Source organism: Synechococcus sp. CS-205, from assembly GCF_025128255.1.
In the GTDB taxonomy this organism is placed as follows: domain Bacteria; phylum Cyanobacteriota; class Cyanobacteriia; order PCC-6307; family Cyanobiaceae; genus Regnicoccus_A.
The window spans coordinates 21172-44004 of sequence record NZ_JAHLZB010000049.1; the positions used below are offsets into that span (position 1 = coordinate 21172).

At 64.3% G+C, this 22833-nt stretch carries 29 protein-coding genes and 1 tRNA gene; 21 read left to right on the forward strand and 9 right to left on the reverse strand.

Features of this window, described 5'->3' with window-relative positions; genetic code table 11:
* Positions 1 to 21: 21 nt before the first annotated feature.
* The 3 genes from carA to KQ297_RS11640 form a co-directional block, all read right to left on the reverse strand.
* Complete coding sequence (carA, locus tag KQ297_RS11630) at positions 22 to 1236, reverse strand: glutamine-hydrolyzing carbamoyl-phosphate synthase small subunit (RefSeq protein ID WP_259739559.1); 1215 nt, start codon at positions 1234 to 1236, stop codon at positions 22 to 24.
* A gap of 14 nt (positions 1237 to 1250) precedes the next feature.
* Entirely contained in the window at positions 1251 to 2297 is a 1047-nt protein-coding gene (trpD, locus tag KQ297_RS11635) for an anthranilate phosphoribosyltransferase (protein ID WP_259739560.1), read from the reverse strand.
* A 153-nt stretch (positions 2298 to 2450) separates the two neighbouring features.
* Positions 2451 to 2780, reverse strand: coding sequence for a DUF3288 family protein (locus tag KQ297_RS11640; protein WP_259739561.1), 330 nt, complete (start codon positions 2778 to 2780; stop codon positions 2451 to 2453).
* A gap of 39 nt (positions 2781 to 2819) precedes the next feature.
* On the opposite strand from KQ297_RS11640, the gene KQ297_RS11645 reads away from it, so the two are divergent.
* The 5 genes from KQ297_RS11645 (at position 2820) to KQ297_RS11665 (ending at position 7588) form a co-directional block, all read left to right on the forward strand.
* Positions 2820 to 4571 carry an ABC transporter ATP-binding protein gene (locus KQ297_RS11645; RefSeq protein WP_259739562.1) on the forward strand — a complete coding sequence of 584 codons (1752 nt, stop codon included), beginning with the start codon at positions 2820 to 2822 and terminating at the stop codon, positions 4569 to 4571.
* A 73-nt stretch (positions 4572 to 4644) separates the two neighbouring features.
* Entirely contained in the window at positions 4645 to 4908 is a 264-nt protein-coding gene (locus KQ297_RS11650) for a hypothetical protein (RefSeq protein WP_185465419.1), read from the forward strand.
* Positions 4909 to 4932: 24 nt separating this feature from the next.
* Positions 4933 to 5691, forward strand: coding sequence for a peptide-methionine (S)-S-oxide reductase MsrA (gene msrA, locus KQ297_RS11655; protein WP_399251709.1), 759 nt, complete (start codon positions 4933 to 4935; stop codon positions 5689 to 5691).
* Positions 5692 to 6355: 664 nt separating this feature from the next.
* Complete coding sequence (locus tag KQ297_RS11660) at positions 6356 to 7015, forward strand: cupin domain-containing protein (RefSeq protein ID WP_259739563.1); 660 nt, start codon at positions 6356 to 6358, stop codon at positions 7013 to 7015.
* A 405-nt stretch (positions 7016 to 7420) separates the two neighbouring features.
* Positions 7421 to 7588 (forward strand): chlorophyll a/b-binding protein, encoded by a 168-nt coding sequence (locus tag KQ297_RS11665; RefSeq protein WP_255441460.1) that lies wholly within the window; start codon positions 7421 to 7423, stop codon positions 7586 to 7588.
* Positions 7589 to 7674: 86 nt separating this feature from the next.
* On the opposite strand, the gene KQ297_RS11670 is transcribed toward KQ297_RS11665, so the two are convergent.
* A complete protein-coding gene (locus KQ297_RS11670) occupies positions 7675 to 10203 on the reverse strand; it encodes a sulfatase-like hydrolase/transferase (RefSeq protein WP_311134003.1) in 2529 nt (842 codons plus the stop codon).
* A 301-nt stretch (positions 10204 to 10504) separates the two neighbouring features.
* Between KQ297_RS11670 and KQ297_RS11675 the strand changes: the two genes are divergently transcribed.
* From KQ297_RS11675 to KQ297_RS11685, 3 genes are all read left to right on the forward strand, one after another.
* Positions 10505 to 11170: a tetratricopeptide repeat protein gene (locus tag KQ297_RS11675; protein ID WP_259739564.1), complete on the forward strand. Its 666-nt coding sequence runs from the start codon at positions 10505 to 10507 to the stop codon at positions 11168 to 11170.
* Between the two features lie 171 nt (positions 11171 to 11341).
* Positions 11342 to 11563, forward strand: coding sequence for a GlsB/YeaQ/YmgE family stress response membrane protein (locus KQ297_RS11680; RefSeq protein ID WP_259739565.1), 222 nt, complete (start codon positions 11342 to 11344; stop codon positions 11561 to 11563).
* Between the two features lie 87 nt (positions 11564 to 11650).
* Positions 11651 to 11860 carry a hypothetical protein gene (locus KQ297_RS11685; protein ID WP_259739566.1) on the forward strand — a complete coding sequence of 70 codons (210 nt, stop codon included), beginning with the start codon at positions 11651 to 11653 and terminating at the stop codon, positions 11858 to 11860.
* Here the strand turns inward: KQ297_RS11685 and KQ297_RS11690 are convergent.
* Positions 11850 to 12296, reverse strand: a complete 447-nt coding sequence (locus KQ297_RS11690; RefSeq protein WP_259739567.1) for a TspO/MBR family protein — start codon at positions 12294 to 12296, stop codon at positions 11850 to 11852. The two genes, KQ297_RS11685 and KQ297_RS11690, sit on opposite strands and share 11 nt — an antisense overlap.
* Positions 12297 to 12397: 101 nt before the next feature.
* Here KQ297_RS11690 and KQ297_RS11695 point away from each other — a divergent pair, with 101 nt between their 5' ends.
* The 8 genes from KQ297_RS11695 to KQ297_RS11730 all read left to right on the forward strand — a co-directional run bounded on the left by KQ297_RS11695 (position 12398) and on the right by KQ297_RS11730 (position 16281).
* On the forward strand, positions 12398 to 12940 hold the full coding sequence (locus KQ297_RS11695) for a DUF4334 domain-containing protein (protein ID WP_259739568.1): 543 nt from the start codon (positions 12398 to 12400) through the stop codon (positions 12938 to 12940).
* A gap of 36 nt (positions 12941 to 12976) precedes the next feature.
* Entirely contained in the window at positions 12977 to 13978 is a 1002-nt protein-coding gene (locus tag KQ297_RS11700; RefSeq protein WP_259739569.1) for an NAD(P)-dependent alcohol dehydrogenase, read from the forward strand.
* Positions 13979 to 14003: 25 nt separating this feature from the next.
* Positions 14004 to 14420 carry an NUDIX domain-containing protein gene (locus tag KQ297_RS11705; protein ID WP_259739570.1) on the forward strand — a complete coding sequence of 139 codons (417 nt, stop codon included), beginning with the start codon at positions 14004 to 14006 and terminating at the stop codon, positions 14418 to 14420.
* Positions 14417 to 15208 carry an ABC transporter ATP-binding protein gene (locus tag KQ297_RS11710; protein ID WP_259739571.1) on the forward strand — a complete coding sequence of 264 codons (792 nt, stop codon included), beginning with the start codon at positions 14417 to 14419 and terminating at the stop codon, positions 15206 to 15208. The genes KQ297_RS11705 and KQ297_RS11710 overlap by 4 nt, the downstream gene beginning before the upstream one ends.
* A gap of 111 nt (positions 15209 to 15319) precedes the next feature.
* Positions 15320 to 15631, forward strand: coding sequence for a hypothetical protein (locus KQ297_RS11715; protein ID WP_259739572.1), 312 nt, complete (start codon positions 15320 to 15322; stop codon positions 15629 to 15631).
* Between the two features lie 4 nt (positions 15632 to 15635).
* Positions 15636 to 15821: a hypothetical protein gene (locus tag KQ297_RS11720; protein ID WP_259739573.1), complete on the forward strand. Its 186-nt coding sequence runs from the start codon at positions 15636 to 15638 to the stop codon at positions 15819 to 15821.
* A 5-nt stretch (positions 15822 to 15826) separates the two neighbouring features.
* Entirely contained in the window at positions 15827 to 16192 is a 366-nt protein-coding gene (locus tag KQ297_RS11725; protein ID WP_259739574.1) for a hypothetical protein, read from the forward strand.
* 15 nt (positions 16193 to 16207) lie between these two features.
* Positions 16208 to 16281 (forward strand) — tRNA-Pro (locus tag KQ297_RS11730).
* Positions 16282 to 16285: 4 nt separating this feature from the next.
* Here KQ297_RS11730 and KQ297_RS11735 read toward each other — a convergent pair.
* A complete protein-coding gene (locus tag KQ297_RS11735; RefSeq protein WP_259739575.1) occupies positions 16286 to 17239 on the reverse strand; it encodes a CHAD domain-containing protein in 954 nt (317 codons plus the stop codon).
* Positions 17240 to 17366: 127 nt separating this feature from the next.
* Here KQ297_RS11735 and KQ297_RS11740 point away from each other — a divergent pair, with 127 nt between their 5' ends.
* A complete protein-coding gene (locus tag KQ297_RS11740) occupies positions 17367 to 17813 on the forward strand; it encodes a hypothetical protein (RefSeq protein WP_259739576.1) in 447 nt (148 codons plus the stop codon).
* Between the two features lies 1 nt (position 17814).
* On the opposite strand, the gene KQ297_RS11745 is transcribed toward KQ297_RS11740, so the two are convergent.
* A complete protein-coding gene (locus KQ297_RS11745; protein WP_259739577.1) occupies positions 17815 to 18075 on the reverse strand; it encodes a Nif11-like leader peptide family natural product precursor in 261 nt (86 codons plus the stop codon).
* A gap of 365 nt (positions 18076 to 18440) precedes the next feature.
* Complete coding sequence (locus tag KQ297_RS11750; RefSeq protein WP_259739578.1) at positions 18441 to 19001, reverse strand: hypothetical protein; 561 nt, start codon at positions 18999 to 19001, stop codon at positions 18441 to 18443.
* 83 nt (positions 19002 to 19084) lie between these two features.
* Between KQ297_RS11750 and KQ297_RS11755 the strand changes: the two genes are divergently transcribed.
* From KQ297_RS11755 to KQ297_RS11770, 4 genes are all read left to right on the forward strand, one after another.
* Positions 19085 to 19309, forward strand: a complete 225-nt coding sequence (locus KQ297_RS11755) for a hypothetical protein (protein ID WP_259739579.1) — start codon at positions 19085 to 19087, stop codon at positions 19307 to 19309.
* A gap of 13 nt (positions 19310 to 19322) precedes the next feature.
* The gene (locus tag KQ297_RS11760) at positions 19323 to 19463 is read left to right on the forward strand and encodes a hypothetical protein (RefSeq protein WP_259739580.1); all 141 of its coding nucleotides are present in this window, start codon (positions 19323 to 19325) and stop codon (positions 19461 to 19463) included.
* A 416-nt stretch (positions 19464 to 19879) separates the two neighbouring features.
* Positions 19880 to 20635, forward strand: coding sequence for a 1-acyl-sn-glycerol-3-phosphate acyltransferase (locus tag KQ297_RS11765; protein ID WP_259739581.1), 756 nt, complete (start codon positions 19880 to 19882; stop codon positions 20633 to 20635).
* A 15-nt stretch (positions 20636 to 20650) separates the two neighbouring features.
* On the forward strand, positions 20651 to 21472 hold the full coding sequence (locus KQ297_RS11770) for an alpha/beta fold hydrolase (protein WP_259739582.1): 822 nt from the start codon (positions 20651 to 20653) through the stop codon (positions 21470 to 21472).
* Between the two features lie 356 nt (positions 21473 to 21828).
* Here the strand turns inward: KQ297_RS11770 and KQ297_RS11775 are convergent, their stop codons facing one another.
* Positions 21829 to 22827 (reverse strand): transporter substrate-binding domain-containing protein, encoded by a 999-nt coding sequence (locus tag KQ297_RS11775; RefSeq protein WP_259739583.1) that lies wholly within the window; start codon positions 22825 to 22827, stop codon positions 21829 to 21831.
* Between the last annotated feature and the right edge of the window lie 6 nt (positions 22828 to 22833).

Below are 22833 nucleotides of genomic sequence, written 5' to 3' on the forward strand. Positions count from 1 at the left end.
GCTTCACCTGCGCCCGGGGCCTCAGGGGCGTCGCTCGGCCATCAGGCGCACGAAACGACCGAAATGGTGATCCGCGTCGTGGGGGCCGGGGCTGGCTTCGGGGTGGTACTGCACCCCGAACACCGGCTGGTGGCGATGGCGCAGGGCCGCAACGGTGCGGTCGTTGAGGTTGCGGTGGGTGACCTCCACCAGCTCCTCGGGCAGGGAGGTGGCCTCGATCGCGAAGCCGTGGTTCTGGCTGGTGATCTCCACCAGCCCCTCGCCGCCGCAGGGATGGTTCAGCCCGCGGTGCCCGTAACCGAGCTTGAACGTGCTGCCGCCGAGGGCCAGGCCCAGGATCTGGTGGCCGAGGCAGATGCCGAACACCGGCAGATCGGCCTGCCCCAGCAGATCCCTGGCGAGGGCGATGCCTTCGGCCACCGCGGCCGGATCCCCCGGGCCGTTGGAGAGGAACACCCCTTCGGGCTCCAGGGCCAGCACCTGAGCCAGGGTGGCGCTGGCGGGCAGCACCGTGACCGTGCAGCCATGGGCCGTGAGCCGCTCGAGGATGGCCCGCTTGATGCCGAAATCGATGGCCACCACCCGATAGGCCCGCTCCGGCGAGGGTTGCAGGCGCTGATCGAAGTCGGTGGCGCTGAGTTGCTGCCAGGGGTAGGGGCTGGGGGTGGTCACCCGCGCGGCCAGGTTGAGCCCCTCCATCGAGGGGCTGCGGCGCACCAGTTCCAGCAGCTCGCGGGGGCCGGTGCCATCGCTGCAGATCGCTCCGTTCATGGCCCCCCGCTCGCGCAGGTGGCGCACCAGGGCACGGGTGTCCACCCCGGCGATGCCCACCACCCCATGGGAGGCGAGCCAGCCGGGCAGGTCGCCCTGGCTGCGCCAGCTGCTGGGGGTGGGCGCCAGCTGGCGGGCGATCACGCCGCGCACGTGGGGGGCTCCGGCCTCCTGATCCTCCGGATTGATCCCGGTGTTGCCCAGTTCCGGATAGGTGAAGGTCACCAGCTGACCGGAGTAGCTGGGATCGGTCATCACCTCCTGGTAGCCCGTCATCCCGGTGTTGAACACCACTTCACCGATGGCGGTGCCCCGCGCTCCGAAGGCCGTGCCGCGCAGCACGGTGCCATCCGCCAGCACCAGCACCGCCTCGTTGGAGGCTGGGCTGCCGCTGGCGGGCTGTGGGGTGCTGGCCGAAGCCGGGGCTGCAGCGCTCAAGGGGGAAGGGTCGAGTGAAGCGATCATCTCCCAGGCGACGCTCAGCTGGCTGATGCCGGCGCCTGAAGTGCGGCGCTGAGCTGCTCCAGCCGCTGCCAGGGGCGCTCGCCTTCGAGGGCCTCGAGCGCCTGCGCCAGCCCGGCCTCCGCCGAGTCGGCCCGCCCGGCGGCCCAGAGCACCAGCGCCGTGTTCAGGGCCACCACGTCGCGCTGGGCGGTGCTGCCCTGGCCGCGCAGCACGGCTTCGAGGATCCGGCGGTTGGTGCCCAGATCGCCACCGGCCAGGGCCGTGAGAGGGGCCAGCCCCAGGCCCAGCTCCTCTGGATCGAGCTCCAGGGCCCGCACCGTGGCACCCTCCACCAACCGCAGCTGATTGACCCCGCTCAGGGAGGCCTCATCCAGGCCACCGTGGCCGTGGACCACCACCGCCCGCTCCAGCCCCAGGCGGGAGAGGGCTTCGGCCATCGGCTCCAGCAGCTCCGACCGGGCCACCCCCAGCACCTGGGCTTCGGGCCGCAGGGGATTCACCAGAGGGCCGAGCAGGTTGAAGACGGTGCGTACCCCCAGACGCCGGCGCACGGGGGCGAGCTCCACCAGGGCCGGATGCCAGCCCGGAGCGAACAGGAAGGTGACCCCGCTGCCGGGCAGGGCCGCCACCACCGTTTCGGGATCGGCCCGGAGGTTGAGTCCGAGTGCCTCCAGCACATCGGCGGAGCCCACCTTGCCGCTGGCGCTGCGGTTCCCGTGCTTGGCCACCGTGGCACCGCAGGCGGCAGCCACGAAGGCCACGGCCGTGGAGATGTTGAAGGTGTCGGCTCCGTCGCCGCCGGTGCCGCAGGTGTCGACCAGCTTCAGGGGCGGGCGCTCCCCTGGCAGGCAGGAGGCCTCGCGCAACACCCGTGCCATCGCCGCCAGCTCCTCGCCGCTCACCCCTTTGCAGCGCAAGGCCGCCAGCAGGGCACCGGTGAGTTCGGGCTCCAGGCTCCCCGCCAGCCAGGCCTGCATCAGGTCCGTGGCCTGCGGTTCCGAGAGTGCCTGGCCCTGCAGCAACTGCTCCAGCAGGGTCGGCCAGGCGGTGGGGGCAGCCATCGGTGGGGGGCGGAGGTCAGAACAGACCCGGTCAGAAAAAAACCCGGGTGCGAGGCACTCCGGGCCGGGTGATGGGGAAGTTTCCACTATCCCCCGCAGCCCTGGTCCGCTGCAGTCCACTCCGCCCCCCGACGGGCCCATGCTCACGGTTCGTTACCCCTCGGGAGCGGAGGTGTCGAAACCGCTGCCCACCGCCTCAGCGCCCACCACCGCCCCGGGCCGGTAACCCCGGGCCCAGAGGGCACGGGTGCGGCGTTGCAGGTCCTCCACGCTCAGGCCCCAGAGGCGGAGGGTCTTGCTCAGATCCTCGCGCAGGTCCTCGGCGCCGGGGAAGCCGTCGTAGCGGTTGAGCAGCCGGGCCAGATCGGCCAGTTGAGCGTCGCTTGGCTGCTGCGCCGCCAGCAGGCCGTCCACCAGTTCGCGGTCGGTGGCGTAGAGGGGATGGGCCTGGGAGTGGGCGGAGGAGCCGTCGGACGGGACCATGGGGCGAATCCTTAGGTTGGTTCGATCCTGCTCCGCATCATGGCCGCCATCCGTCTGGGCCTGATCTGGCGCTACCTCCGTCCCCATCGGCGAAAGGTGTTCATGGGTGTCACCGCCCTGGTGGTGGTGAACCTGCTGAGCGTCAGCATTCCATTGCTGGTCCGTGGCGTCATCGACGACCTTCAGGACGGGTTCGCCGCCTCCATGGTGCTGCGTCAGGCGGGGCTGATCGTGCTGCTCGCCACCGTGATGGGAGGTGCCCGTCAACTCTCGCGCATGCTCGTGTTCGGCGTGGGACGCCAGGTGGAGGCCAGCCTGAGGCAGCGCCTGTTCGATCACATGCTCCGCCAGGAGCCGGGCTGGGTGCAGGTCACCGGCAGCGGTGAAGTGATCAGCCGCTCCACCAGCGATGTGGAGAACGTGCGGCGCCTGCTGGGCTTCGCGGTGCTCAGCCTTTCCAACACCGCCCTGGCCTATGCCCTCACCCTGCCGGCGATGCTCTCGATCGACCCTGCCCTCACCCTGGCGGCGGTGGGGCTCTACCCCGTGATGCTGGTGGTGGTGCGCCTGTTCGGCGGGCGGATGATGCGGCAGCAGCGGCGCCAGCAGGAGGCGCTCGGCAGCCTCAGCGACCTGATCCAGGAGGACCTCTCCGGAATCAGCGCCATCAAGATCTATGGACAGGAGGACCACGAGCATGGGGCCTTCGCCCGGCGCAACGGCCGCTACCGCGACGCAGCCCTGTCCCTGGCCCGCACCCGCAGCACACTCTTCCCGCTGCTGGAGGGCATTTCCTCGATCAGCCTGCTGCTGCTGCTGGCACTGGGCAGTGGTCAGCTGGAGAGCGGCCGGCTCAGCATCGGCAACCTGGTGGCCCTGATCCTGTTCGTGGAGCGGTTGGTGTTCCCCACCGCCCTGCTCGGCTTCACCCTCAACACCTTCCAGACCGGCCAGGTGAGCCTGGAGCGGGTGGAGGAACTGCTGTCCCGGGAGCCGCAGGTGGTCTCACCGCCCGTGCCCGAGCCTCCGGCCAGGGTCGGGCGCGGGGCTGTGGAGGCCCGTGGGCTGAGCGTGCGCTACGACGGCGCCCAGCGCGATGCCCTCCGGGAGGTGAGCTTCCGGCTGCGGCCGGGAGAGCTGGTGGCGCTGGTGGGCCCTGTGGGCTGCGGCAAGACCACCCTGGCCCGGTCCCTGGGGCGGATGGTGGAGGTGCCTGAGGGGCAACTGTTCCTCGATGGGGTTGATGTCACGGCCCTCTCCCTCGATGACCTGCGCCGTCAGGTGGCCCTGGTGCCCCAGGAGGGTTATCTGTTCACAGCCAGCCTGGCCGACAACCTGCGCTATGGCGACCCTGAGGCCGACGATGCCCGCGTGGAGGCGGCGGCCCGGCAGGCACGCCTGGACGGTGACATCCGCGGGTTTCCCGATGGCTACCAGACCCTGGTGGGGGAGCGCGGCATCACCCTCAGTGGCGGTCAGCGCCAGCGGGCGGCCCTCGGCAGGGCCCTGCTGGTGTCAGCTCCCCTGCTGGTGCTCGACGATGCCCTGGCCAGCGTGGACAACAACACGGCGGCGGAGATCCTCGATTCGATCCGCGCCGAGAAGGGCCGCACCATCCTGATGATCAGCCACCAGCTCTCCGCCGCCGCCGCCTGCGACCGGGTGCTGGTGATGGAGGACGGCCGTCTGGTGCAGCAGGGCCATCACCAGGAGCTGGTGGCCATCCCAGGCACCTACCGGCGGCTTTGGGAGCGGGAGCAGGCCGAGGAACGCCTCCACCAGGTGGCTTGATTCGCACGAGTTGTTGAACAGCGCAGACAAGCCCGCGGGGAGGGGCTTAGCTGAGGCAGATCCCGCGAGGCCGATGGAGAACCCCAAGGGCTACAACCTGCGCTGCACCCTCACCTTCGGTGACATCTACGGCCAGGTGCTGGTGTGGATGCTCGTGATCTTCGTGAGCCTGGCGGCGGGACTGGCCCTGATGGGCTCCAGCAAGCCGATCTTCGCCCTGGTGGGGGTGGGCGTGATCCTTGTGCTCTCCCTGCCCTTTCTGCTTTTTGCGTTCACCACCACCCTGCTGAACCACATCGCCCTGGAACCCGCTCCGGCCCCCGACCGCGTTGCCTAGGCTCAAGGCCTAAGCAGAGCAGCGGTGTTCGGACTCTTCAACCAGGCCCCCGGCGCAACCAAGGGCAGGATTGTTTCTGCCGAGGAGGCTCTGCCGGGACGTGACACGCCGATTCCCACGGCCAGCACCCATGTTGTGCTCGGCACCCCTCTCCAGGCGCCTCTCCTGCCTGGCCAGGAGGAGGCCTTCTTTGGTTGCGGATGCTTCTGGGGTGCGGAGAAAGGCTTCTGGCGTCTGCCCGGCGTGGTCACCACCGCCGTGGGCTACTGCGGCGGCCACACCCCCAACCCCACCTACGAGGAGGTGTGCTCCGGCCGCACCGGCCACACCGAAGCGGTGCGGGTGGTGTGGGACACCGATCAGGTGGGCTTCGCCGATCTGCTCAAGCTGTTCTGGGAATGCCATGACCCCACCCAGGGCATGGGCCAGGGCAACGATCGCGGCAGCCAGTACCGCTCGGCGATCGTGACCAGTACCGAGGCCCAGGCCGAGCTGGCGCGCGCCAGCCGCGACCATTACCAGGAGCAGCTGAGCGCCGCCGGTTTCCCGGAGATCACCACCGAACTGCTGGCCGGCAAGCCCTTCTACTTCGCCGAAACCCACCACCAGCAGTACCTGGAACGGCCCGGCAGCAGGCCCTACTGCTCCGCGCGGCCTAGCGGGGTGACCCTGGGCACGTTCCCCGGTTCTCACTTCAAGCTCCCCGCCAAGGTCTGGGATCACTACGACTGGAGCCAGCCCCATTGCGTCCTGCGCAGCCCCGGCGGCCCGATCACGCTCTGAACCACACCGGTGACTCGTCGCCGACTTGCGGGTCCTCAGCACGGAGGAACAGGATCTGCAGAGCGCCACTCAAGAGCAATGCTCCCGGCGCTGAGGCGGTGTAGCGACAGAAGCAGGTCCTGGGCGTCTCGATGGCTGGATGGCTTCAGGGATTCAGAGGTCTTGCCGCTGCCCAGCCCAGCTTGCCTGTGCTGCCGTGGTAGCCACAACAAAGCCCAGGGCCTTGGCCCCGGGCTTTGTCTGGTCAGCTGTGTAGCCGGTGAAGGATCGCAGCTGGTTCAGCGGACGTTTCGTCCGATCTGGTGTCTTCAGTTGTGGGGCGGAGCTGCCTGGCGATGGCACCTGGGGCCATGGCTCTAGCGGGGCTTCCCAATTCGGTCCGGGGCACCTGAGGCAGGGCCGTGAACGGTGCATTGGACGGCGTCGATAGGGGACGCCAGGGAAACCAGTGATCCTTGAAGATTGTTGGAGCAGGGTCCGAACGTCAGTTCGCTCCTATCACCTGCTCAGGGGGGGTGTCGTCCATGGGCTGGAACCTCCGAATCCCGATGAACACACAATCGGACGGACGTCCGCTCCACGCAAGGGGAAGCGCTCCAGGCGCAATGGGTCTTCATCTCATGACAAAGGTCTTCACCTGAGCCAGGCCAGCAGAATCAAAGTCATGGAACTCCACGCTGATCTCGCCCAGCGGGTGGTGCTCGACACCGCGGCCCTCCCCTGGAGCCCCTCGCCGATGGCAGGGGTGGAGCGGCGCATGCTCGATCGCCTTGGCGGTGAAGTGGCCCGTGCCACCTCGATCGTGCGTTATGCCCCCGGAAGCCGATTCGAGCGGCACAGCCATGGGGGTGGCGAGGAGATCCTGGTGCTGGAGGGCACGTTCTCCGACGAGCAGGGCGACCACCCAGCCGGCACCTACCTGCGCAACCCGGCCGGCTCCGCTCATGCGCCCTTCAGTGAGCAGGGCTGCACCCTCCTGGTGAAACTGCATCAGATGCACCCGCTTGATCAGCAGACCGTGGTGATCGACACCTGCAGCAGCGACTGGTTGCCAGGCCTGGTGGCTGGCCTGCAGGTGCTGCCGCTCCACGCCTTTGGTTCCGAGCATGTGGCCCTGGTGCGCTGGGCTCCGGGTACGCGCTTCCAGTCCCATGGGCACCCTGGCGGCGAGGAAATCCTTGTGCTGGATGGCGTCTTCCAGGACGAGCAGGGCAACTATCCCACCGGCAGCTGGCTGCGCAATCCCCACGCCAGCTGCCACCGCCCGTGGAGTGAGGCCGGCTGCACCATCTGGGTCAAGACCGGGCATCTGCTCACTGATTGAGCCGGGTGGATGGGCCATACGGATTTCCTCACCCACAACGGCATCAATGCAGACCCATGCCTGATCCGAGCAGGCGGTAATCCGTCACTGGCAGATTCGGCCTGCGGCTTATGGGTTCGAGGAAAGTACTTCGACTAGAATTGTGGGTAGAAAGGGAAGATCGAGCAGAATTGATTCGATGCGTTTGATGAAAATTCCAGAAGATCCGCTGGCAAACGCCATGGAGATTGAGGCCATGGATGCTGCCCTCCGTTCCCTTCGCCACAGCCCATCACACTGATCAAGGTGAATGCCATGACAGCTCCATCAGAACTTTCCAAAGTCAAGAATTACGCAGAATCAGAGGGAGGCATGTGGGATTCCGATGGCTCTAAGTTGCTTGATCCCGCTGTCGTTGAGCCGAGGATGTACCGAGCCAGTCCAGATAGCGAAAGCGGGTGGGGCTTTCACCGCCGTGCAGAGCTCCTGAATGGGCGGCTCGCCATGCTTGGTTTCGTGATCGGGCTGTTGGTCGAGGCCCTCTCTGGCCAGGGGATTCTCCACCAGATCGGTCTCGGTGCCCTACTGAATTAAGTCAGCCCGTCAGGCCCATCCCGCCCAATGCCCGCCTCCCCCTGCCCTGATCAGCAGAGGGAGGCACCTCGGCGAAAGCGATCGGCTTATTGCCGCGCCATCGCCAGCTGGACCGCCACGGCCGGATCGATGAGGTGATCCAGGTTCTCGGCCGCGTCATCGATCGCCAGCTGCACGCCCTTGACCCGGCCATTGAAGGCATTGCCACGCGGCCCATAGTCTTCCGACACTGGCGCGCCGCTGTCCTCGCCTACGTCGCAACCGTCATCAGCGGAGAAGATCATCGCCAGGCTGGCGCCGATCGGCCCTTGGCCCACCTTCTGGCCGTCGGTGTAGAGGGTGACGGTGCCGCCCTTGCCCAGGCCGCCGCCGGCGTAGGAGAACTCCATCCGCACCTGGTGTTCACCGGCAGGGATGGGCGACTCCCCCTCCACATAGAACCGCTGGAAGCCTCCCCAGTTGTAGCAGTACTTGAGTTTCCCTCTTTTGGCATACAGGCTCCAGCCGCCGATGTTGGCGCCCTGAGAGATGATCACCCCCTCAGCACCGTTCTCCGGCACCACGATCTCGGCCGTGACCGAGTGTGATTTGTTCTTGATGTTGAGAACGCAGTTCTCTGACAGGCGGCCCATCCCACCGAACAGCAGTTGCGTCTTGCCCTTGATCAGGGTCGGCCGGCCGGCCGTGTCTGGGTTGAGCTTCTCGAGCAGCCGATCGTCGATCGGCAGCACCTTGTAGCGCGTGGCCTCGATCAACCAGAGACGCTTCAGCTCGTGCAGTTTCTGCGGCATCTCCCTGGCGAGATCCTTGGCCTGGCTCCAGTCTTGACTCGTGTCGTAGAGCTCCCAGACGTCGTCATCAAGGGCAGGCGGAGCGGCCTGCACCCAGGGCGTGGAGTGGTGGGTCACAGCCGTCCATCCCTTGTGATAGATGCCGCGGTTGCCGAACATCTCGAAGTACTGGGTTTCGTGCCGCTCAGCGGCGGCCGGATCGTCGAAGGTGTAGAGCATGCTCACCCCTTCGATCGGATCCTGCTGGATTCCATCGACGGACATGGGTTCAGGCAGGCCGGCGGCCTCCAGAATCGTCGGTGCCACATCGATCAAATGGGTGAACTGGGAGCGGATCTCGCCCTTGGCCTGGATCCCCTTGGGCCAGTGGACGACGGTGCCATTGCGCGTGCCTCCGAAGTGGGACGCCACCTGTTTGGTCCACTGGTAGGGCGTGTTCATCGCGTGGGCCCAGCCCACCGCGTAGTGGTTGTAGGACTCAGTCCCGCCCAGCTTGTCGAGCCGCTCGCTCAGGTACTCAGGCGTTTCAAGCGCCTGCAGGCCATTGAAATAGCTCATCTCATTGAAACAGCCATTCAACGAACCCTCGGCAGAGGCACCGTTGTCACCAATGATGTAATAAATAAGTGTGTTGTCGAGAATGCCGAGCTTTTCGAGGCCTTCGATAATTCGCCCCACGTGATGATCGGTATAGGCCATGAACCCGGCATAGACCTCCATCTGGCGGCTCAGCACCGGGCGGAAGGCCTCCGGCATCTCTTCCCAGGCGGGGATTTCACTGTGGCGGTCAGTGAGTTCGCATTCCGGCGGGATCACACCCAATTGCTTTTGGCGGGCGATCGTCTGCTCGCGTAGAGCATCCCAGCCTGCATCGAATTGGCCTTTGTATTGATCGGCCCATTCCTTTGGCACGTGATGCGGAGCATGAGTGGCGCCAGGCGCGAAATAGGTGAAGAAGGGCTGATCGGGCGTCAGTGCTTTCTGCTGCGCGATCCAGTTCATGGCCTTGTCGGCCATGTCCTCCACGAGGTGGTAGCCCTGCTCGGGTGTCTTGTCAGGCTCCACCGGTGTGGTGCCTTCATAGAGCGTGGGGTACCACTGATTGGCTTCGCCGCCGACAAATCCATAGAAATGATCGAAGCCGCCGCCGCCCGTCGGCCAGGCGTCGAATGGTCCGACGGGGCTGGTCTGCCACACCGGCACTTCGTGGCATTTGCCGAACTGCGCGGTGGCGTAGCCATTCAGCCTCAATGTTTTGGCCAGAGGGGCCATGCTGTTGGGCAGAACCGAGCAGTAGCCAGGCGCCCCTGTGGCGATCTCGGTGATTCCGCCCATGCCGGCAGAGTGGTGGTTGCGCCCGGTGAGCAGCGCCTGGCGCGAAGGCGAGCACAGAGCGGTGCTGTGGAAGCGGTTGAACTTCAGACCGCCAGCAGCCAGTTTCTCTGCCGTGGGCGTCTGGCAGGGGCCACCGAAGGCGCTGGAAGAGCCGAACCCGGCATCATCGATCAAAAGGAGCAGCACGTTTGGCGCTCCCTCGGGCGGTCGCAACTGCTCGATCGCAGGGGAGGAGGTATCCGGATCCTTCGCGTCGTAGGTGATCAGTTTCGGCCGAGCCGTGTTGGGCATTGGCAGGTGGGAACGGTGCTTCCTGTTCTGATCCCCCATGATCCTTTGCGTTCTCCGCTGGTGAGTGGCGTGCTGATGCAGCCGCTCTGGCTGAAGCTTTGCTATTCCCTGTGGCTTTGGTGAGTCGCCGCAAGGAAACGTTAGAATAACTGGATTGAACCTCGTGGCATAGCCCGCCAGCCAATCACTGATAGGCAATTAGCCGTCGATGGCATCACCAAAAAACGCCATCTTCCTGAGCAGACTCTTGCAGAGATTGCTCGATCGACCTCTAGATTGAATCGATATGAGTTAGGTTGCTCAACCAAGTTCCATTGACAACTCTTTATGATTGTTCTCCATTCACTCCTTTTGCTGATCCACGCTTTTCACCCTTTCTCAGGGTCCTCCAGATCGTGAGTTCAGTTTTCACACCGCTGTGCAGTCGTCCTCTTTCCGCAAACGATTCACCACCATGGCCCCCAGAATGCGCAGGCTCCTGCTGACCGTGCTTCCCTGCATGCTCCCCATCGTGCTGCCATTTGGACTTGTGCCAGCGGCGGTGCGCGCCGGTGAAGTGGTGCCCAACGCGACGATGGCCAGGAGCGATCCTGCTGGCATCCCCGCTGAAGCGGCCCTGTGCAGGGAACGGATCAATTCTTCAGATTGGCAGGGTGCTGTGCAGGCCTGCAGTGAGGCGATCAAGATCAATCCAAAGTTCGCCACGGCCTGGATCGACCGCTGCAGGGCCCAGCGCGAACTCAATCAGCTCAATCAAGCGATGGCGGATTGCCTGCAGGCGATCCAGCTGGAGCCAGATCATTCAGATGCCTATCTCCGTCTTGCTGATGTGAAAGGTGCTCTCAAGCCAGGGGATTATTCCAACGTGCTTGAGCATTACGGCAAGGCCATCGAGCTCGATCCGAAGAATGCAACGGCCTACAACAACCGTGGCGTCACCCGCCAATCTCTTCAGGATTACAAGGGAGCCCTTGACGACTACAACAAGGCGATTGAGCTGGTGCCCGACGAGGCCTTGTATTATTTCAATCGCGGTGAAATTCTCTTTCTCCAAGGGCGCCGTGAACTGGGCTGCTCCAGCTTTCGTCAAGGCCGTTCACTGAACACTGACTTCAACCTGAATACGCCGGACTTTGATTCCACCTACATCAAGGTCTGCAGCTGAGAGCGCCTTGGTTGGATCGTTTCAGGGGAAGCCCTCAGTTGTTGGTGCCATGGTCTGTCGATCAGGGACCATGGGGCTGATCCTGGTAGGCCCCCCGTTTCATCGGGCTGTCCTCAGGCCTCCAGGCACGCCGATGGCGATGGTTCCCTCCTTCACTGCTTTGATCAGCCCATGACTGTTCTGTTGTTCCTGCTCGTGGGTGTGGTCGCCGGATGGATGGCCGGTGGGCTGGTGATGCACCTGGTGGCCGGGGTCCTCGGTGCCCTGATCGGTGGCCTGGCGCTGGCGGGTCTGGGCCCCTCCCTGGGCGGTGCGCTGCTGGATGGCGTGATCAGGGCGGCCATCGGTGCTGCGCTGGCGGTGCTGCTGTTGCGACTGATCAAGCGCCCCTGAGCCAGTTGCCCACTGCCGTGGCAGCTTGGAGATGGGCACACGTCCCGTGTTGCCCAGCCACTGGCTTCACAAAGAGGAGGTGTCCCCATGACCGTCCATTCACTGGATCTGCCCGAAGCCCTGACCCTGCTCGACCTGGACGACCTGCCTGAGGATTTCGGCGAGCTCTCACGCCAGGTGGCCTGGCATCAGCCCGCCACCCAGCCATGGGGTGAATCCGAGACCCAGGCCTATCGCGTGGTCTGGGAGGCCGTTGAGCAGCACGTCGAGCACCCGGACGAGAGCCTCAGCGGTTGAGCCTCTCCATGCGCCAGGTCACGAAGCTGCCCACCGGGCTCCAGAGCAGGAAGGGAATCAGCAGCACCGCCGCCGGTCGCATCTGCGAGACCACCACCACCCCCAGCGCCATGCCCCAGGCCCAGCCGGCCAGGCCGATCAGGGTGCCGTTGCGCAGGCTGCGGCTGCGGCAGATCACCAGCGTGTAGCTCTGCACCAGCACCACCAGCACCAGGTACCCGCCCATCAGCGCCAGGCTGGCTGTGGCCTGCCACACCAGCAGTGCGGAGACATAGAAGCAGAGGTAGATCACCAGCCAGATCGCCGGGATCCAGCGCTCGAAAGTCAGCCAGCGAGGCCGGTGCAGCTGCAGAAACCAGCGGAAGTCTTCCCGGGAGGGATTGAGCAGCGCTGCAACTGCCACGATCACCGCCAGGATCACCAGGGCCGCCACCATGTTTGTCGTTCTGCGGGGCTCTCCAGGCTGATCGGCCGCGGGACGTTGAAGGTGCAGGTCGTGTTGCGCCGTCACCTTTCCAACCGCCCAGGGTTCAGACCATGGCCAACGACCCCAGCCTCCATGCCCTGTTGCAGGAACGCCGTGCCGGCCTCGAGCAGGCGCTGGCAGTCTTTGATGGATTGCCTCCGGTGCCTCTTGACCTCCTCTGGGGCCGCTGGGAAGGCCGCGAGATCCGCACCGGTCATCCCATGGAGGGCTGGTTGGAGGCCTCGGGTTGGTACGGCAAGGAGTTCCTCGATGCGGAGCATGTGCATCCCCTGCTGATGCGCCTCGGGGCTGGGGAACCCTTCCCCATCCGCGCTCTGCCAGGGTCGCTTGCCCTGGCACGCCGCCTCTCCCCCCGGTCGTTGCCCCTGCCGCTGCCCTTGCTGCGCCGGGCCTTGTGGCTGCTTCGCACCGAGCACTCCCAGGCCCGGCTGCGGCGGATGGAGGTGCGCGGTGTGGTGAGCGCCACGATGCTCTACGACCATCTGCCGGTGCAGGACACCTTTCGCCGGGTGGATGGCGACACCGTTCTGGGGCTGATGCAGGAGAAGGGCGTCCAGCGGCCCTATCTGTTCCTGCTGGAACGACGTCCATGAGGCTGCGTTACGTTGATTTCCCAACGCTGAGGACGGGTGGAGATCACCGTGTGGCAGGCGGCGGCCAAGGGTGCTCCGCTGGAGCGCTCCAAGGCCACGCTGCTGGATCCGGGCCCGGATGAGGTGCTGCTGGAGGTGCTGCACTGCGGGCTGTGCCACAGCGACCTCTCGATGCTCGAGAACGCCTGGGGGGTCAGCACCTATCCACTCGTGCCCGGCCATGAGGTGGTCGGTCGGGTGGCGGCGGTGGGTGCCGGAGTGGACAGCGGTCTGCTGGGAACGACCCAGGGCCTGGGCTGGATCGCCGGCAGCTGCCGCCACTGTGACTGGTGCCTCGGTGGCAACGCCAACCTCTGCCCCTCGCTCGAGGCGTCGGTGGTGGGGCGCCATGGTGGTTTCGCCAGCCATGTCATGGCCCATCAGGACTGGATCGTGCCCATTCCCGACGGAGTTTCGCCCGCCGATGCCGGGCCGTTGTTCTGTGGTGGAATCACCGTCTTCGCTCCGCTCTTCGATGAGGCCGTCTCGCCCACGGCGCGGGTGGCTGTGATCGGCATTGGCGGGCTGGGGCACCTCGCGCTTCAGTTCGCCCGGGCCTGGGGCTGTGAGGTCACTGCGCTCACCACCTCCCTGGCCAAGGCGGACGAGGCCCGCCGTCTCGGAGCCCACCGGGTGATGGCCCTCTCCGAGCTGGGTTCCCATCCGGGCGCCTTCGATCTGGTGATCAACACGAGCAACCACGCTCTCGATTGGCCGGTCCTGATCGCCAGCCTCGCGCCCCTGGGCCGGCTGCATCAGCTCGGTGTGCCGCTCAACCCCCTGCAGATCCCGGCCTTCCCGCTGATTGCCGGACGTCGCAGCGTCACCGGCAGCCCCACCTCATCTCCGGCCTCCCTGCGCCGCATGGTGGAGTTCTGTGCTCGCCACGGCATCGCGCCGCTGGTGGAGCATCTGCCGATGGCCGAGATCAACACCGCCATCGCCCGGCTGCACCAAGGCGATGTGCGCTACCGCTTCGTGCTCGATGGACCGGCCTGATGCAGGCCCTGCCTGAGCCGGTCTGATGGTGGAGGTGGCCCTGGCAATTCTCGAGCAGGAGGGGCGTTGGTTGCTGCAGCTCCGGGACGACCTCGCGGGCATCGTGGCCCCGGGCACCTGGGGCCTCTTCGGCGGTCATCTCGACCCGGGGGAGAGTCCCGAGCAGGCCCTGCGGCGGGAGCTGCAGGAGGAAATCAGCTGGTGCTCCGGCGACCTTCACTTCTGGTTCAGCCACAGCAGTCCCCAGCGCATCGCCCACTTCTTCCGCTCGGGTCTGCCCGTGCCCCTGGAGGCGCTGCAGCTTCTGGAGGGGCAGGACATGGTCCTCGCCGGCTTCGAGGAGTTGGCTTCCGGCCAGATCTGGAGCCCCAGACTTCAGCAGGCCCGGCCCCTGGCCCCCTCCCTTCAGCTGGCGCTGGAGGCATTGCAACAGATCCCATGACGGCCGCCGACCCCTACCTCGAGTTGCAGGCCGTGGAGGCCTGGCTGGGTCCCCGGCGGGTGTTCGACAACCTCAGCCTGCTCCTCCACCGGGGGGAGAACACCGTGATCCTGGGGCCGAACGGGGCCGGCAAGAGCGCCCTGATCAAGTTGGTCAGCCGTGAGATCTATCCCGTGGTCAAGCCGGGCTCCAACCTGCGCCTGTTCGGGAGTGAAACAGTCAACCTCTGGGATCTGCGTGCCCGGATCGGACTTGTCTCCCGTGACCTCCAGGCCGGCTACGTCCCGGGAGTCAGCGCCCAAGACGTGGTGCTCTCGGGATTCTTCGGCTCGGTGGGGATCGGCCCCAGCCAGCACCCCAGCCCCGAGCAGCGCGAGCGGGTGCGTGAGCTGATGGTCCGGCTGCGGCTGGAATCGCTGGCCGAACGGCCCTACCGCCATCTCTCCGATGGCCAGCGCACCCGCCTGCTGCTGGCGCGCGCCCTGGTGCACGATCCCCAGGTGCTGGTGCTGGATGAGCCCACCGCCGGGCTCGACCTGCGCGCCAAACACCAGCTGCTGATCGACCTGCGAGAGCTGGCCCAGGCCGGCACCACCCTGCTGCTCGTCACCCATCAGATCGAGTCGATCATTCCCGAGATCAGCCGCTGTGTGCTGTTGCGTGAGGGTGCGGTCATGGCGGATGGCCCGGCGGCGGAGCTGCTGGACGAGGCCCCCCTCAGTGCCCTGTTCGAAACCCCCCTGCAGGTGATCACTGCCGGCGGTTACCGCCAGGTGCTGCCGGGGTGAGGGATCGCTGATGCCTGGCGTTCCCTGGGCGGCTGGTGCAAACTCAAGGCTTGCCAGGTCATGGGGATGTCGTCGACAAAGCAGCACCGCAGGCCCGGCTGGCCTCGGCTTATGGCCTGGGTTCCCCTGCTCGGCCTTCCCTTCGCTGGCGCGGCCGTGGCGATGTCCTCGCCCTGGTGGGAGAACTACGAGGTGCGCGAAACCTTCCTCTGCAACGACTCCAACAAGGTGGTGGTGGAGCGCAACGACGCCCAGGCCTCGCTGCTGGCCGGCCGCTCCCGCACCACCCTCTTCCGCGAAGACTCGCCCCTCCCCGGCCTGCGCTACGGCACCGATCGTCTGCGCCTGATCCTGCGCGGCGATGAACTCACCCTGGAGCGGCTGCCGCAGCGGATGCTCTGCCTGCGTACGGATCAGGTCTGATGGCATGACCCCCCTCCCCGATCGAACCGTGCTGCTGCTGATGGCGATCACCCTTGGAGTGGTGGCCGCCTTGGTGTTCTGGAGCGTGCGGCTCCAGCCGGCCCGGGAGACCCCCCTGCTCTGGAAGGAGTCGCCGGGCCGCAGTGTCCCCGCCGCTCCGGCGGGCCAGCCGAAAGGCACCCTGCTCTGAGTTCCTTGGCATCCTCCGACGACGGCCCCGACGGCAAACGACAACTCCACCCCTTGCCCAAGGGTCTGGTGGAGCTCTATGGCCTGCTGGCGGTGCTGTTCGTGCTGGTGCCCGAGTGGATGGCCGGAGGCGCGATGCGCTCGATCCCGGGGGTGAACCAGGGCAATCCCCTGCCGGTCACAGCCAGCGCCTGGCGGCGTTTGCCGGAACTGCGCCTGGCGGCCCTGAACCTGGTGCAACTGCGGCAGCTGGCCCGGCAGCTTCGCCTCTGGGGCTACGCCAGTCAGGGCCGCGACCGGCTCACCGCCCGCATTCTGCGGCGGCTGAAACGGGTACGCGCCTGGGAGTCCTGGCTGCCGCGGGGGCTGTGATAGCTTCCCTTCTAACGGGGCGTAGCGCAGCTTGGTAGCGCACCACTTTGGGGTAGTGGGGGTCGTGGGTTCAAATCCCGCCGCTCCGATTGATCAGCCGTTCATTGCTTCTTCACCGGCTTCCCCAGCCGGTTTTTTTGTGTCCTGATCCGCCACCGCTGCCAGCAGGGCCAGCAGCGACCTGCGGCTGCTGTCCAGGCGAAGACGGCCTGAGAGGGCCAGCCAGTGCTGCCAGGCGTCGCTCTGCTGGCGCTCGATCCAGTGGCTGAGCTGGGGAAACGTCTGAGCGGGGGTGGTTCCGAGCACATCCCCGAGCACTTCGGCCAGCACCTGCAGATCGTGCAACTCTCCCAGGATGTCCTGGCCCTGCCTCAGATCGCCGATCCAGTGGCTCAGGGATGGCTGGAGGTAGGGCTCGAGGTTCTCGAGGCCGTAGCGCACCCCCTTGATTCGCTTGCGAAGGCCATGCAGCGCTGGATCGTTGGGGTCTGTGCTGAACCAGCCCGGTTCCAGAAACAATCCGGCCACGGCCTTGGCACCCCACTCCCCCAGCCAGGGTTGCAAGGGCAAGGCCCCCAGGCTCGTGTAGCAGGGGCGATCCTGCCAGCGATGCAGGCGCTCCAGCAGCTTCAGGTAGCGATGGCTGCGCAGGGCTTCCGCCAGACCCTCGAAGGCCCGGCGCCGATCCCGGCCCAGGTGCTTCAGGGCAGGCCTCAGTGCCTTGGCCTCTCGCTGGGGCAGCGAGGGCAGCAGCCCAGTCTCCAGGCGCTGGCGCAGCACGTCGAGATCACGGCAGAGTCCGGTGCGACGGGCCACCCGGGCGATTCGGCGCTCACTGACATGATCGGGAAGGATCAGGGCCGGCTGGAACTGCGCCAGAACCGTGCGCAACCGCCGGAGGCTCACCCGCAGCTGATGCAGCGGTTCGGGATCCGAGTCGGCCAGCACCTCGGGCTGCAGACGGCCCAGCCGACGGGTCTGTTTCTGGATCAGCTGGGCGGCATGGGCGCCGTTGCTGATGGCATCAGGGTCCCTGGCTGGTTCCATGTTCTCCCGTGGCGATGGCTTGATTCTCGGCCCGATCCTGTCGAGAACCGATCGGTTGGGTCCGGGTTGTGATGGCCACAACCCATAGGCTTTGGCGCAGTCGGTTCAGGGCTTGGGGGGATGGCCTATGGCATCGGAGCGCTCCAGCCCGTCGGCTGAGCAAGGCGTCAACCGGGCCCGCCCTGTTGCGGATCCGGCCTTCGATGATCGTCTCAGCGACCAGCCGCTCGAGCACTGGCCTGAGCTGGTGCGTCAGCGACGTCGCTGGTTCTGGGGGGAGGGTTATGCGTTGGTGCAACTGCTCCAGCGTTTTCTGCTCGAGGCGCCCCGCCTGGCCCAGGCCCTTGGGTATGCCGACAGCGAGAGCCTGTTGCGCGAAGGCTATGGCCTGGATCTTGTGCTGGGCGAGCTGACGGACTGCCGCTCGCTGCAGGACCGGAGCGCGCAGACCCAGCACCTCTGCGCCTGCTGCCATGAACCGTTCAAGGCCCGGCGGCGCGATGCTCGCTACTGCTCCAGCACCTGCCGCTCCCGGGCTAGTCGCCACCGAAGGCGCCACAATCAGTGGCCTTGAGTCAGGGTCCCCAACCCTTCAGAGCCCAGAGCAATTCCCCGGCGTCCCAGCCCAGGTTGTCGAACAGGGCCACGGCCCTGTCATCGTCGCTCTCCAGCAGCAGGTGGGCGAAACTCTTCACCAGTTCAGCCGGTGTGAAGGTGATTCCCACCTCGCCGGCCAGCTCGGCCAGTTCTTCAGCTTTGAGGGCTCGTTTCAGCTTCTGCTGCAGGTCGTCATCAGCTTTGACCTGTTCGATGAACTGTTCAACGGCTGGAAGCATCAGTGCCACAGATCTGAGCTGATCCTTAAGCCTCCTGCAGCACCCTGGATCTGTCAATCCAATCGACTCAACGTCACTTGCCTGCAATTGAATCCGCTCAAGAGCGAGTCAATCAATGGAGCACCACCTGGTGACAAGGTGAGAGGCGCGACAATGGTGGAGACGACTCACCAATCAGGACGGGGAGCATGTCATCAAGGAGATGGATCTGAAGTTCAGGCAAGGTGGGCTGACTGAGGTGATGGAATTGGTGTTGGGAGAAGTATTGCCGGGCCTCCGATGCCTGCGAAACGCCACCTCAGAAACGAATCGCGGTGTCCTTATTCCCCGTTATGGGTGTTGTATTCAGACCGGCCCGGCTTGGCTTAGCGATAAGGTCTGGCTGAGTCATTGAACATAAATGTAGGCAACTTTGAGCCGCCAGTTACATGGCCAATGCCCGCCAGGGCAAGGAAGCCTGCGATTAATGCAGCCACGAGTGTCTTGTATCCTGTAATTTGATTTAGCTTTTGACTTGCCTGTTCTTTCATGCATGCTGAGCGAAACCCAGGATCCTCAAGAAGTTCTTCCACAAGCGCCTGGTTTTCCTCGTAGCGACGCTCGACATCGTTTCTGTACTCTTTCCAGTCAGCATGACCCAGGGCCCACTGTTTCCAGCTTGTCCACACCTGCATCGCAGCGATTGTCTCTTGATTCTTTAAGTGAGCTCCGCCTAATGAAGCGGCAGGCCCCATTGCGCCGAAGAAGGCGCCGCTGAGAGCATCTCCAGCAGTCGTTCCACGAGGCGGGGTTACGTCAACACCATGCTTGCGAAGAAACATCACTACCATTGAATCAATAGTAGGCATTGGATCAAGAGATATTCCGCGTTTCTTGCATAGCCGTTGTACGGCTGGATCCTCCTTGGTAAGGACTTTTGTCGTCATGGCCCTGAGGTGAGGTTGCTGAAGAGGTCGCCCCCTTCCACCTCATCACCATCCCCAGGTGTCACCGTCACCACATCCCCAGGATGGGGGATCTTTCGGAGGAGCATCACCAGGCGAAGCCGTGGCTGGTCAAACGGTCGTTCCCAGTGAAGCTGCTGGAGCTCCGCAACCCTGCCAAGGGCTCCAGCAAAGTGGAACTGAAAAACGGCACATGCCGATTCGCTGGCCCCTCTTGCAGTAATGGCGACAGTCGCGAGCATCCGCTCCTGACCCGCTTGGTCGACGAAAGCCGTGAAAATGTCAGCTGATCTCCATGAGGCCTTGGCCGCCTTGGGCCTGAGAACCACCCCCAGAACCCGAGAGGACCTGGCCCGGCCCGGGGTGGTGCTGCTGGCCCTCAGCTGGGCGTGGCGCATGAGTCGAGCGACTCGGTGGCTGCCGATCGAACTGCTGGCCTGCTGAACGGAGCTCATGGCGAACCCGGGGGGCAGCCCCAGAAGCCGCGGTGCTGCATGCACACACTCGGGATGTCTGCGGTGATCACGGCGTTGTCGGCCGCCCGCTTTCAGGCACCTCCCACCGCTGCCGCCAGGCGTGGTAGCCGCTGCGGACCACCCCAGACGCGGTTCAGCCATGAGCGCCGTATAATTGGTATTCACCAGGTTCAGCAGCTAGACATTAAATCAACCGACCAAGTCGGCACGCTTCGAACCAGCTGCTGTCTCAATGGAGCGAGCCCTCCAGCCAGGAATAAGCTTATAACTACATCGCTCGCAATTCAAGTTAATTAATAGACATAATACTTGCCCACATTCAGCGATGTCGAGCATCCCCAAGGCATGATAGGAAGACAAATCAGATCTCCATTGCCAAGCCCTTTGGCAGCCAGCGCCGTTGCATCAGCGCCTGAGCTGATTGCCGATCTGCCGCTCCATCTCTCACGGCTTCTCATTAGTGCCGCAGGCACGAAAGCTACTTATCATTTCATCGAGCGAGTTCCTGCTGTTAATCGCATCATCCTTGTCAGCAACCACCGCAGCTTGCTGGACGCTCCGTTGCTGATGACAGCACTGAACCGGCCAATACGTTTTGCATGCCACTACTACATGAGTCGGGTGCCAGGCTTGAGGGAGATGGTCTCAGCTATGGGGGCATTTCCTCTCGATGCACCACAAAACAGACACAAGGACTTTTTCCAGAAGGCCATCAGTCTTCTGCACGAGAAAGAAGTTGTCGGGATCTTTCCAGAGGGTGCAGAACCCATGATTCATTCATCGACACCAAATCGAATCAGGTCCTTCCACCGCGGTTTTGCCCACCTCGCCATGCGGGGTTCAGTTGGCGATGTGGCCATCCTGCCAGTAGCCATCGCTTCGCTTCAGGAGAAGACAAGCAACCTCGCCCCACTCAGCCTCTTCAAACTGGCTGACCCATCAGAACCCTTGTTTGATCGTGGTGGCTGGCATCACAGCGTTCGTTATCAGCATGTCCGCGTACTTGCGGGACACCCCATATGGGTCAAGGACAAGCAAAGAGCAGAGTATTACGGGCGACAAGGTGGCTTGCTTGCACGAGAGCTGACCAACTCTTGCCGGAATCAGATTATCAAACTGATACGCGAAGGCTGCTCTTAACTGGCTCTTTCCTCAATGCCACTCTTAGTTAATCCACTGTCATCTCCCCTTGCCGGGTCTCTCAAGCCGTCCCGTCCCCTGTTTGTCTATCTGCCAGGGATGGATGGAACTGGAGCACTATTCAGGCCTCAGATTTCAGGGTTGAAGGCCTCATTTGACATCCGTTGCCTTTCCATTCCCTCGGATGACTTGGCCGGCTGGGAAACACTTGTCGCGCAAACTGCTCGATTGATCGCCAATGAGCAGCGTCAAGTCAAGTCACGTCCCACCTACATCTGCGGTGAATCCTTTGGTGGTTGTCTGGCCCTGCAGCTTGCAGCTTCCTACCCTTCTCTTTGCCAACATCTGATTCTTGTCAATCCTGCCACCTCTGCTGTCCATCAACCATGGGTCAGCTGGGGAGCATCAATCACTCAACGCTTGCCGCCCACCCTGTATCGGCTATCAACCTTCGGATTGCTTCCACTCCTGATCCAGCCACAGCGGGTTTCTCTGTCTAATCGACAGGCTTTATTGCAGGCCATGCAATCAGTTTCTCCCAGAAGTGCTGCCTGGAGGATTTCCCTGCTCACGAAGTTCACCCTTGAGACGTTGCCCTTGGGACGAATCAAGCAGCCCGTCCAGCTGCTGGCGTCAGGTGCAGACCGGCTCCTCCCATCCCTTGATGAAGCCGGAAGACTCGTTCGACACCTTCCCAATGCGCGTACTGTGCAGCTACCAGACAGTGGCCACGCTTGCCTTCTGGAATCTGAGGTGAATCTCGGAAAGCTCCTGAAGTCAACAGAATTTGATCCTTCCAGCCGCGCACTTCCCCTGAGCCTTAGCCACAGGTATTGAGATGGCCATCTCCACCCTCGTCGGCGAGACGGGCGGGAGCAAGAGATGGAATCCAAAGGAGATCGGCAGCAACTCACGCCGTGTGTATCAGGACGAAAAGTTGATTCACGGTCCCTTGAGCCATCGATAACTTTTGAAGGATAATGCGAAAAGCTCATGTCTTATCATGGGTTCATCTCATTACCGCAGTTACACCCCAGGTGGTTCCCGTGACGTGCCCCCCATCAGTGCTCCAGTTCCTATGAGAGCTGGTGGGGATACGTCAACCTTGAGACGACGATGTGAGACGACGATGTGAGACGACGACCCGGACGTGCCCCGCCCCATCACCACGGCCACCTCGATCAAGGCCACGGTCAGGGACCCAGCCAGCGGTTCGTGATCTCTTCGATGCGGCCGTTGCGGTGCAGATCCAGCAGGGTCAGGTTGAGGGGCAGTCGAAGGTCGCTCTGCGCGGGAATCACCAGGCCGTAGTTTTCGGTGGCGAGGCTGAACGAAGCAAGACGAAGATCTGACTCGGGATGCTGATGCAGGTAGTACCGCAGCGCCGGCTGATCGAAGACCAACCCATCCACCTCGCCGCGCTTCACCAGCGCCACTGCATCAGAGAGTGAGTCGCTGACGCGCACCCGGGCACCAGCCGACTCTCCCCATCGCCGGCTGGTGGTGCCGGCCACCACCGCCAGCCGAGCCCCTCGCAGATCTTCCGGATCGCGGATGCTGGATGTCTCCACCTGCGCGAGCGAGACCGTGAAGGCCGAAGCGAGGCCGGCGGTAATCGACGACACCGCCAACAGGGTCACCACCATCCAGACACCCGCGATGATCCGTCCCGCTTTGGTGAGCGGAGCCTTGTCGCCGTAGCCGACGGTGGTGAGCGTGACCAGGGCAAACCACATCCCATTGCCCAGGCCGCTGAGATAAGTACGAGGAAACTGAGCGTCATTGCGGCGCCGCTCCGCCAGCCAGATCAGATTGCCAACCAGGAACAGTGAGAGCAGAAGAATGCCCACCGAGGAAAGCGCCGCCAGCCCGAAAAACGGACGGATGCGCTGCCAGAGCGAGGATGGCTGGGCTGGCAGGAGCACGCCCACCTCCCCGTAGAAATACGGCTGGGTGGAGGTGATCCGGCCAGGCCGCAACCGCTCGGCCGTGATGCTGATCGGCCCGATCGCCAGATCGAGTTCTCCCTCGCCCACGGCCCTCACATTGGCCTCGGTGCTGGGCATCGGCACGAGCTCAAAGTCGAGATCGTTGGCGCCGGCGATCTCCTCCCACACATCCACGCTGATGCCTTTGGCGCCTCCGGCCATCTCCCTAGAGGTGCGGATCACGAATGGAGGAGAACCGCTCACTCCCAC